At 62.6% G+C, this 10,971-nt stretch carries 6 protein-coding genes and 1 pseudogene; all 7 read left to right on the forward strand.

Translation table 11 applies throughout. From position 1 onward, the window contains the following. The first annotated feature begins 30 nt into the window (after positions 1-30). Positions 31-663 carry a hypothetical protein gene (locus tag QF039_RS30210; protein ID WP_003218188.1) on the forward strand — a complete coding sequence of 211 codons (633 nt, stop codon included), beginning with the start codon at positions 31-33 and terminating at the stop codon, positions 661-663. Positions 664-929: 266 nt separating this feature from the next. Further along, complete coding sequence (locus QF039_RS30215; protein ID WP_023659325.1) at positions 930-2,426, forward strand: YdgA family protein; 1,497 nt, start codon at positions 930-932, stop codon at positions 2,424-2,426. Positions 2,427-2,607: 181 nt separating this feature from the next. Next, positions 2,608-5,061 (forward strand): poly-beta-1,6 N-acetyl-D-glucosamine export porin PgaA, encoded by a 2,454-nt coding sequence (gene pgaA / locus QF039_RS30220; RefSeq protein WP_307522176.1) that lies wholly within the window; start codon positions 2,608-2,610, stop codon positions 5,059-5,061. 12 nt (positions 5,062-5,073) lie between these two features. Next, positions 5,074-7,071: a poly-beta-1,6-N-acetyl-D-glucosamine N-deacetylase PgaB gene (gene pgaB / locus QF039_RS30225; RefSeq protein ID WP_177051516.1), complete on the forward strand. Its 1,998-nt coding sequence runs from the start codon at positions 5,074-5,076 to the stop codon at positions 7,069-7,071. Positions 7,072-7,074: 3 nt separating this feature from the next. Continuing rightward, positions 7,075-8,421 (forward strand): poly-beta-1,6-N-acetyl-D-glucosamine synthase, encoded by a 1,347-nt coding sequence (gene pgaC / locus QF039_RS30230; RefSeq protein ID WP_003218180.1) that lies wholly within the window; start codon positions 7,075-7,077, stop codon positions 8,419-8,421. Beyond that, positions 8,418-8,901: pseudogene (gene pgaD, locus QF039_RS30235) on the forward strand (poly-beta-1,6-N-acetyl-D-glucosamine biosynthesis protein PgaD). Before pgaC ends, pgaD begins: the two are co-directional and overlap by 4 nt. Before the next feature lie 321 nt (positions 8,902-9,222). Further along, a complete protein-coding gene (locus tag QF039_RS30240; RefSeq protein WP_307522180.1) occupies positions 9,223-10,944 on the forward strand; it encodes a ShlB/FhaC/HecB family hemolysin secretion/activation protein in 1,722 nt (573 codons plus the stop codon). The last annotated feature ends 27 nt before the right edge of the window (positions 10,945-10,971 follow it).

Consider the following 10,971-nt stretch of genomic DNA (forward strand, 5'->3'; position numbering starts at 1 on the left):
TGCTCGCGTTTGCTCATGGGGATTCCAATAATGAAAAACCCTTATGCTCCCGCTTTCTGGTGCGTGTTCTTCGCACTGGTGTTGCTATCGGCGACTTACTTCTACGGCATCATGCTGGCCCATCAAATCGACAAGGCCATGGTGTTCCTCGACAGCGCCAGCGCGCTGATCGCGGTGCTGTCCATCGGCGTGGTGGCCTGGGCCTCCTACCAGGGCCAGCGAATCAAGCGAAGACTGCTCGAACAAGGCAAGACCCGCGTGGCGATCTGGGATACCAAGGTTGCCCTGCGCCGGGTCGAGACGGTGTTCGACCGCTACTTCTGGGGCAGCTACTGGCAGCCGGGGCGCACCTTCCAGGAAGTCATGGGCGAACTGACCGGCACACCGCTGGAAAAAAGCCTCGAAGCCCTGAAAAAACAATGCGTGATGCTTGATCGGCAAGTCGCCGACGGACGGCATTGGCTGAATAACGCCCGGGAATTATCCGACGTGGCCACTGCGATGGCGCGGGAGCGTTACCAGCTGGATTTTTATGATCCCAAGTCGGATACGCCGGGCAATGCGGTGATTCACCGTGAGTTTGAGGTGCTGGTGTATACGTGGACGGCACGGCTGAAGAGCTTCGACCATCAACTTGATGAGATCGAAACCGAGTATTCCTGAAATCTGTGGTGTCTGTACTGACGCCTTCGCGAGCAAGCCCGCTCCCACATTCGATCGAGTTCCATCTTTGGAATGCAGTCGAATGTGGGAGCGGGCTTGCTCGCGAAGGCACTTTACCGTTCAGCGCTGAAGTCTGCGCCTATTGAAAAATTGGGCTGCATACGCCAGCCAATGCTAATCTTCCCCGGATTTCGGCGGGCTTGAGCCGACACCCTTCGGGGTTCAGGGAAGACAGCCCACTTCACAGGATTTGATCAGGTCACTACATGAATAAGCCAGCAGTCGTTCTCTTGGGTATCGTCGTCGCCATTGGTGCAATCAGCGCAGGCGGTGCCTGGTACACCGGCAAGCAACTGGAGCCGGTGCTGCAAACCGCCATCCAGGACGCCAACAAGGAACTGCAGACCTCCATGGCCGGTGTCGACGGCACTGTGACCCTCGAACTGGTCTCCCTCGACCGTCAGCTGTTCAGCAGCACCGCCCACTATCGCCTCAAGGCCCAGGGCGCGGTGTTCGGCGAAAATCATCAGGACACCGAACTGCTGTTCGTCGACCATATCGAACACGGCCCGCTGCCGTTCTCGCGCCTGGTGTCGCTGAAGTGGCTGCCGGTCATGGCCACCAGTCACTACGAACTCGAGAAAAACCCCACCACCGAAAAATGGTTCGCTGCCAGCAAGGACGTGTCGCCCCTCAAAGGCGTGGCCAACATCGGCTATGACCGCTCGGTGACCGGCAACGTTGAACTGCTGCCCCTGGAACTCAAGGACGACAAGTCGGCCGTGAGCTTCTCCGGCGCCAACCTCGATTTCGACTCCACCGCCGAAGGCAAGAAGGTCAAGGCCAGCGGCTACATGGACAGCCTCAAGGTCTCGGTCATCGATGCCAACAACGCCAAGCTGGATGCGGAGCTGAGCGGCCTGACCATCGCCAGCAACCTGGAAAAAACCACCTTCGGTTTCTACACCGGGCAAAACACCGTCGAGCTGACCAACACCAAGGTCACCTTCGGCCCGCAGCAAGCAGTGCTGACTCTCAAGAACTTTGAGCAGAAAGACAGCAGCGAAACCAAGGACAACAACCTGGCCGGCCGCGTCGACTACAAGATCGACGAGATCGGTTACCAGGGCAAGCCCGTGGGCTCGGCGGCCATGGCCGTCAGCATGAAGAACGTCGACATCCCGTCGATGCTGGTACTGACCAAGCTCTACCAGGAAAAAGTACAGCCGGCCCAGGCCGCTGCCGCTGCTGGCCAGCCCGTGCCTGAGTTGCAACTGACCGAAGCCGAGCAGACCCTGGCCCAGGCCAACGTCGACCAACTGCTGGCTGCCAAGCCGCAAGTGGCGGTAGAAAACCTGTCGCTGAAAACCACCAATGGCGAGAGCCGCTTCAACCTGGTGGCGGACTTCGCCAAGCCGTCGAGCATGGACCTGCCGCCGGTTGAACTGGGCAAGCAAATCGTTGCGCTGCTGGACGCCAACCTGACCCTGTCCAAGCCGATGATCCAGGACGTTGCCGGCCTGCAGGCGCAGATCGGTGGTGTGACCGACCCGAAAGCCATCGAGCAGCAATCCCAGATGGCCAGCGAGATGATCAGCGGCATGGCCGTGGGTACTCAACTGGCGACCCTGGTGGGTACCGATATCGTGTCCAAGCTGCACTACGCCAACAATGAAGTGACCTTCAACGGCCAGAAAATGACCGTCGAGCAATTCATTGGTTTTGTGCTGGGCAAGTTCGGCGCGGTCAGCGGCGCTCAATAAGACTCGGCTCAAAATGATGTAGGCCAATTCTGAACAATTGTTCTGAATTGGCCTTTTTTGTACCCCCCTCAAGGATATTGCGCCCCGGGAAAGCTTGGCCGCGTCATCAGATGCCGGCCGCCTGGAGTGTCGTGCAGGTGAACTTATCGCTACAGCTTTCCCTGGTGAGGAAGCTGACGACATGTCGCGTAATATTCATCCGTTTATCCGCCTGGCCCTGTGCAGCCAACTGCTCTGGCCCGTCGTGGCATCGGCCGATGCGGCCTATGATTCGCTGATCAACCAGGCCCGCAGTGGCAACTATGGTCCGGCCCTCAACCTGTTGCGCCAAATGCCCGCCGAGCGCCAGACCTCGGGGCAGGTCAGCGATCACCTGTTGATTGCCAGCTGGGCGCGCCAGGACGCCGAGGTGCTGACGGTCTACGAGGCCCAGGGCCGCTCACGCACCCTCACCACCCAGGCGCTGGCCACCGTCGCCCGCACCTATCGCAACCAGCAGCGTTGGGAACCGGCGATTGCCGTGTATCGCCAGGCGTTGCTGCGCGAGCCGAATAACCCGGACCTGCAACTCGGCCTGGCCCTGACCCAGGCGGACGCCGGCCAGACCGCTGAAGCGGTGCAGCGCACCCGCGCCCTGGTGGCCGCCAAGCCCGACGACGCCGACCGCCGCATGGCCCTGGGTTACGCACTGACCCGTGCCGGTTCTACCTATGACGCGCTGTTCGAATTCGACCAGGCGTTCATGCGTGCCGGCAACAAACCTGAAGTCGCCCGCGAATACATCGTCGCCCTGCAACGTGCGCGCCTGCCGGAACCGGCCCTGCGCCTCGCTGCCCGGCGCCCTGGCCTGTTGGACCCGGTCACCCAACGCCGCCTCGAAGGCGACCTGGCCGCCGAGCGCGTGCGCATGGCCGAGTTCGCGACCCGCAGTGAAAAAGAGCGGTACGTCATCGCCGACCGTGCCCTCAAGGATTACGACCAACTGCTCACCACCTGGACACCGGATGCCAACGCCCATGATGACGTGGTGCGCTGGCGCATCGACCGTCTGGGCGCGCTGAAAGCCCGGGCGCGCACCGCCGAGGTGATCCGCGACTACGAAGTGCTGAAGGGCGAAGGCGTGCAACTGCCGACCTACGCCCTGCGCTGGGTCGCTGCCGCCTACCTCGACCAGCGCCAGCCGGAAAAGGCCGCGCCGCTGTATCGCCAGGCACTGGCGGCAAGCGATGCGGACGCCGGCGATCACGTCGAAGACAGCACCGCGCTGTTCTACGCCCTGCTCGAAAACGATCAAGTGGTGGAAGCCCGCGAAGTCGCCGACAACCTGGCGAGCACCCAGAAACCCCGGGTCGAGCTCAAGGGCTTGCCCATCGGCAACCCCAACGACGCCTGGATGGACGCCCAACAATTGGCCGCCCAGGCCGGCACCTATGGCGCCGACCTGCCCGCCAGCGAAAAAGGCCTGGAAGCCCTGGTGCAACAGGCCCCCGGCAATATTGGCCTGCGCCTGGCCCAGGCCGATATGTACCGTGCCCGCGACTGGCCACGGCGCGCCGAAAACACCCTCAAGGAAACCGAAGCCCAGGCCCCGCGCGACATCGGCCTGGAGGTTTCCCAAGGCCACACTGCCCTCGATCTGCAGGAGTGGCGCCAACTCGATGCACTCACCGACGACGTGGTCGACCGCGCCCCGGACAACCGCCAGGTACAGCGCCTCAGCCGCCTGCGGGATGTGCACGACATGGCCGAATTGCGCGTCGAGGCCTACACCGGCAAAAGCAACGGCGGCGGCGATAACGGCGCGGGCGCGGTGTCCGGCAGCCGCGATTTCGGCATCGAAACCTTGCTCTACAGCCCGCCCATCGATGAAGACTGGCGCGTGTTCGGCGGGGCCGGCTACGCCACCGCCGATTTCGAAGAAGGCACCGGCCAACACCGTTGGCAGCGCCTCGGTGTAGAGCGGCGCACCCGCGACATGACCCTCGAAGCCGAGGTCTCCAACCACTCCTACGGCTTTGGCGCCAAGCAGGGCGCACGCATCGCGATTGCCCGCGACATCAATGACCAATGGCAGTACGGCGGCAGTCTCGATTACCTCTCCGCGAGCACCCCGCTGCGGGCACTGAATGCCGACATTACTGCCAACGGCGGCAGCGGGTTTATCCGCTGGCGCGCCAACGAAAGCCGCGAATGGAAACTGGCCCTGAGCCCGTCCCACTTCAGCGACGGCAACAACCGCCTCGAAGCGCTGCTCACCGGTCGCCAGGGCGTGTACAGCTCGCCGGGGGTGCAAGTCGACCTGGGCCTGGAAGTCGGCACCAGCCGCAACACCAAGGAAGACACGCCGTACTTCAACCCGCGCTCGGACTTCAGCGTGCTGCCCACGGCCACCGTCAACCACGTGCTCTACCACCGCTACGAAACCCAGTGGAGCCAGCAGTTCCAGGTGGGGGCGGGCACCTACAGCCAGCGCGACTACGGTACCGGCGGCGTTGCACTGGTGGGCTACGGCCAGCGGTTTCGCTGGAACGACGTGCTCGAAACCGGCGCCAACCTCAGCTGGATCAGCCGACCTTATGACGGTGAGCGCGAAAGCGACCTGCGCCTGATCGTCGACCTCACCTACCGCTTCTAGAAGAGTCCGATCATGCCCGTCTTGTCCCGTTGCCTGTTGGCCCTGGGGTTAATGCTGAGCAGCGCTTGCGCCCAGCAACCCGCACCTTTCACCCCACCCGCCGAGCGGCTCAAGCCTGCCAGCGAAGCGGCGTGGCCGAAGAACCATTTCCTCGGTATCGCCTACCACGACATCGAGGACCGCGACCCCGATCAGGCTGTCGTGGCCGTGCGCACCGAACGTTTGATCGAGCAGTTGGCGTGGCTGCGGGAAAACGGCTACCAGCCCGTCACCGTCGACCAGATTTTGGCGGCCCGCAACGGCGGCCCGGAGTTGCCGGCGAAGGCGATCATGCTCAGCTTCGATGACGGCTACGCGAGCTTCTACACCCGTGTGATGCCGATCCTGCGCAGCTACAACTGGCACGCGCTGCTGGCGCCGGTGGGTTCGTGGGTGGATACGCCGCTGAACCAGCCGGTGGACTTCGCCGGTACACCTCGGCCGCGTTCGGACTTCCTGACCTGGCAGCAGGTGCGCGAAATCGCCCAGTCCGGCCTGGTGGAAATCGCCGCGCACACCGACGCCAATCACAAGGGCGTGCTGGCCAACCCACAAGGCAACCTGCAACCGGCCGCCACCACCCGACGCTTTGACCCGGCGACCCATCGCTACGAAACCGAAGCCCAGTTCCAGGCGCGGATGCGCACCGACGTGACGGCGATCTCCAACAAGATCCGCGCCGTCACCGGCAAGGCGCCGCGCGTGTGGGTGTGGCCTTACGGCGCTGCCGATGGCACCTCGCTGGCGGTGGTGGGCGAGCAGGGTTACCAGATGGCCCTGACCCTGGAAGACGGTCTCGACAGCCTCGGCAACCTGATGAGCAGCCCGCGCTTCCTGGTGGCCTCCGACCCGGACGGCGAACACTACGCCAACGCCATCGTCGCGACCCAGACTGAAGCCCCGCTGCGGGTGCTGCATGTGGACCTGGACAACGTCTACGACCCGGACCCGGAACAGCAGGTGCGCAACCTCGACAAACTGATCCAGCGCGTGGTCGACATGGGTGCCAGCACCGTGTTCCTGCAGGCTTTCGCCGACCCCAAGGGCGATGGCCTGGTGCGTTCGCTGTACTTCCCCAACCGCCATTTGCCGGTGCGCGCCGACCTGTTCAACCGCGTCACCTGGCAACTGCGCACCCGGGCCCACGTGAACGTATTTGCCTGGATGCCGGTGCTCAGTTTCGCCCTCGATTCGAAGCTGCCCCGCGTTACCCGTTGGGACCCGCAAACCGGCAAGGTCGCCATCGACCCGGACCAGTACCAGCGCCTGTCGCCGTTCGATCCGAAAGTGCGGCAGGTCATCGGTGAGATCTACGAAGACCTGGCGCGCACCAGTGCCATCGACGGCGTGCTGTTCCACGACGACGCGGTGCTGTCGGACTTCGAAGACGCCAGCCCGCTGGCGCTCAAGGCCTACGCCGCCAATGGCCTGCCGGACACCATCGAAGCCCTGCGCGCCGACCCTGCGGTGATGCAGCGCTGGACGCGTTTCAAGAGCCGCTACCTGATCGACTTCACCCATGAGCTGACCGCCAAGGTCCGCACGCTGCGCGGCCCGCAGGTGCAGACCGCACGCAATATCTTCGCCGAACCGATGCTCAACCCGGGCAGCGAAGCCTGGTTCGCGCAGAACCTCGACGACTTCCTCACCAGCTACGACTGGACTGCGCCGATGGCCATGCCGCTGATGGAAGGCCAGGACCTCAAGGGCTCCAACGCCTGGCTGGAAAAGCTCGTGGCCACCGTCAAGGCCCGCCCCGGCGCGCTGCAACGCACAGTCTTCGAGTTGCAAGCCAAGGACTGGCGCACCTCGGCCGCCCCCGATCTGGACGGTGCACAAATGGCCGAGTGGATGGGCGTGCTCAAGCGTCAGGGCGTGACCAGTTTTGGCTACTACCCCGACAACTTCCTGGAGAATTCGCCGGATCTGAAAACCGTGCGTCCGGCCCTTTCCAACCAGTGGAATCCTTGACTCATGTTCGACAGAATCCTCGCGCTTATCGTGTTGTCGCTGGTATTGGGTGTGCCCCTGGGCCTGATCTTTCTGGTCACCGGGCAGTTCCTGATGGACTTCGTCTTCTTCTATCCACTGTTCATGTCCGGCTTGTGGATCGCCGGCGGCCTGTACTTCTGGCTGCACTGGGAGCGCCACTGGCCGTGGGCGGATGACACGCCGGCGCCGGTACTCGCCGGCGAGCCGCTGATCTCGATCCTGATCCCTTGCTACAACGAAGGCGACAACGCCGCCGAGACCATCGGCGCCGCGTTGGCCCAGCAATACCGCAACATCGAAGTGATCGCGATCAACGATGGCTCCAGCGACAACACTGCCGCCGTGCTCGATGCGTTGGCCCTGAAAGAGCCGCGCCTGCGGGTGCTGCACCTGGCGCAAAACCAGGGCAAGGCCGTGGCCCTGCGCATGGGCGCAGTGGCGGCGCGCAGCGAATACCTGGTGTGCATCGACGGCGATGCGTTGCTCTCGCCGAACACCGCGGCGTACCTGGTGGCGCCGATGCTCGACAACCCGCGCCTGGGGGCGGTCACCGGCAACCCGCGGATTCGCACGCGCTCCACCTTGATCGGCCGGGTGCAGGTGGGCGAGTTCTCTTCGATCATCGGCTTGATCAAGCGCACCCAGCGGGTCTTCGGGCGGATCTTCACCGTCTCCGGCGTGGTGGTGGCGTTTCGGCGGGCGGCCCTGGACCGGGTCGACTACTGGAGCACCGACATGATCACCGAAGACATCGACGTGAGCTGGAAGCTGCAACTGGACCACTGGAGCATCTTCTACGAGCCCCGCGCGCTGTGCTGGATCCTGATGCCGGAAACCCTCGGCGGCCTGTGGAAGCAACGCCTGCGCTGGGCCCAGGGCGGCGCTGAAGTGCTGTTCAAAAATATTCGTGGCATCTGGCAATGGCGCCATCGCTACCTGTGGCCGTTGCTGTTCGAGTACTGCCTGTCCACCGGTTGGGCCTTCACCTTTTTGCTCTCGGTGATTTTCTGGGCCGTGGGCAAAGTGGTGACGCTGCCCGCCGCCATCGCCGTCGACTCGCTGATGCCGCCGGCCTTCACCGGCCTGCTGCTGGCGGTGGTGTGCCTGGTGCAGTTCGCGGTGAGCATCATGATCGACCGGCGCTATGAAAAGGGCCTGTGGAAAACCCTGTTCTGGACCGTCTGGTACCCGTTGGTGTTCTGGCTGGTGAGCCTGTTCACCACCCTGGTCAGCTTCCCCAAAGTGCTGTTCCGCCAACACCAGAAACGCGCGCGCTGGGTCAGCCCGGATCGCGGAATCAAAGCCCCCACTACGGATGTGCAACCATGAATCTGATCCGAACCCAACAGCGCCCGGTGATGTGGGCCATCGACGTATTCCTGACCCTGCTGGCCTGGGCCGGGCTGATTATCCTGCTGGTGCGCGGGCTGGTGCCGATGCTCGACAGCCACGGCGGCCCGCGGATCGATGCGCCGATTTTCGCGGCGCTGGATACCTTGCAGATCTACCTGTGGATTGCCGTGTTCAACGCGATGGTGCTGATCAGTTGGGCACGCTACCAGCAGCGACGTGGCAAGCACTTTGCCCAGCGGCGCTCGGCGGCCAAGGCCTTGAGCGACCAGCATTTGAGCGACAGCTTCAGCCTGGGGGAAGGTGACCTGGAGCAACTGCGCCGCCCGGGTGTGCTGGTGATTCATAACGACCACGAAGGGGGGTGTGCAGGAAGTGACAGCCCATGTGTCCCGGCATGTGGAGCGGCCAGGGTTGAAGTTGGTGGCGGGGCAGGAGCGGACCAAGGAGGTTGGTTAACCGGGATATCGAAAAATGGGATCCAATTCACAAAATAACCGCGAACTTTTCTCATCTTTTGGCTACTAACCAGTCTTGATACCGCATTGATGGCCAAGTAATGGCAATTGTAAGCGCCACCATTGGAGGTGTATCAAAACTGTTACCGCTTGTCGGAATAAAAATTCCAATTGCAAGCAATTAAACGTTGCATGATTTATTTATTGTTAATAATCAGCAGCTTATATGCCTGTTAAACATAACTTCCCACTAAGCCAGAATCTTGGCCCACCGGAAGTTCGATGTTAGTTTGCCGGCCCCCGCTTTTTCGACGGATCGAACATGTCTTTATTATTGCCACGGACTCGGCTGCTGCTGGGCGTTTGCCTGCTGACTTGCTTCGCACTCAATAGTGCGACGGCTGCGCCCACGCCTGGCGATCAGGACCTGATCCGCGACCGGCAAAACCGTCTGCTGGAAGAACAGCGCCGGCGCCTTGAAGACCTCAAGGAACTGCCCGGCAAAGAAGCCAAGCCCCAAGCGCCTGCCACCCCGGCCGACACCCGCTGCTTCCCGATCAAAGACATCGAACTCAAGGGTGCCGACAGCCTGCCTGCACCGGACCGCGAGCGCCTGCTCAAGCCGTATATCGGCCAGTGCCTGGGTGTCTCCCAGCTCAATCAAGTGCTCAAGTCGATCACCGACTACTACATCGACAAAGGCATGGTTACCAGCCGTGCTTACTTGCCGCAGCAGGACCTTTCCACCGGCCACCTCCAGGTGTTGGTGGTGGAAGGCAAGCTCGAAGGCTTGAAGGGCGCCGACGGCAGCAACCTGTCCCCGCGCGAGCTGGCCATGGCCTTCCCCGGCAAGGTCGGCGAGCAGCTCAACCTGCGGGAAATCGAGCAGTTGGTGGACCAGTTGAATCGCTTGCCGTCCAAGCAGGCGCAAATGGAACTGACCCCCGGCAGCCAGGTGGGCGGCAGTGAAGTGCAGGTCAGGAACGTCCCGCAAAAGCCCTGGCGCGCCAGCCTGTCGCGCAATAACGACGGGCAGAAAAGTACCGGCGAACAGCAGTGGGGCGCCGGCCTTGAGTGGGACAGCCCCCTGGGCCTGGCCGACCAGTTGGTGTTGCGCGGTGGCCACGATGGCGTCAGCGACCATCAGAAAACCTCGAAAAACAGCATGCTGTATTACAACGTGCCGTGGGGCTGGTGGAACTTCAGCTACACCTACAGCGAGAGTGATTACCGCACCTTTGGCGTAACCAACGACTTTAAATTCAAGCAGAACGGCGACAACGAAAACCACCAACTGCGCGCCGAGCGGGTGATCCATCGTGACGACGTGAGCAAGACCTCGGTGAACGTCGGCCTGTCGCACCTGCGCACCAACAACTACATCCTCGACGTGCGCACCGAGCCCAGCAGCAACCGCCTCAGTGAACTGCAACTGGGCATCAACCACGGCCGCCGCATCGGCAATGCCTTCGTCAACCTCGACCTGGGCATGCAGAACGGTATCGGCGCCTTCGATGCCCAAGCTGAAAACGAGCGCGATCAGTACGGCAATCGCCTACCCAACGCGCGCTACCGCAAATACACCGCCACCGTCAGCTACTTGCAGCCGTTCACGCTATGGGGTGAGTCGTTCAGTTTCTCCAGCCTGGCCACCGGCCAACGCAGTGAAGACATTCTGTTCAGCCCCCAGCGCATGAGCCTCGGCGGCTCGGCCTCGGTGCGCGGTTTCAAAGACCAGCAGCTCACCGGCGACAGCGGCGGCTACTGGCGCAACGACGTGCGCTGGGCGCGCCCGGTGATCTGGGACTGGATGCGCCCGGCCTTTGCCGAATACGGCGCCAGCGTCGGCTACGACCAGGGTGTGATCAGCAACGACCGCTATAACGGTGAAGTGCATGGCCGGGTCTCGAGCAACTCGTTGGAGTTGTTCGCCCGTGGCAAATACGTCAGCACCAGCGTGACCTTTGCCCATTCCCTGGAACGCCCGGCAGTGATGAGCGAGCGCGAAGCGCCGATCTACTTCCGCATGGATTTCTTCCTGTAATTCAACGCCCCGTTACATCGAGAATAT

Source organism: Pseudomonas sp. W2I6, from assembly GCF_030815935.1.
Lineage (GTDB): Bacteria > Pseudomonadota > Gammaproteobacteria > Pseudomonadales > Pseudomonadaceae > Aquipseudomonas.

What these genes read in the sequence shown, in the direction of transcription:
- QF039_RS30210 (WP_003218188.1), top strand. Translation starts at nt 31, where the DNA reads ATGAAAAACCCTTATGCTCCCGCTTTCTGGTGCGTGTTCTTCGCACTG.
- QF039_RS30215 (WP_023659325.1), top strand. Translation starts at nt 930, where the DNA reads ATGAATAAGCCAGCAGTCGTTCTCTTGGGTATCGTCGTCGCCATTGGT.
- pgaA (WP_307522176.1), top strand. Translation starts at nt 2,608, where the DNA reads ATGTCGCGTAATATTCATCCGTTTATCCGCCTGGCCCTGTGCAGCCAA.
- pgaB (WP_177051516.1), top strand. Translation starts at nt 5,074, where the DNA reads ATGCCCGTCTTGTCCCGTTGCCTGTTGGCCCTGGGGTTAATGCTGAGC.
- pgaC (WP_003218180.1), top strand. Translation starts at nt 7,075, where the DNA reads ATGTTCGACAGAATCCTCGCGCTTATCGTGTTGTCGCTGGTATTGGGT.
- QF039_RS30240 (WP_307522180.1), top strand. Translation starts at nt 9,223, where the DNA reads ATGTCTTTATTATTGCCACGGACTCGGCTGCTGCTGGGCGTTTGCCTG.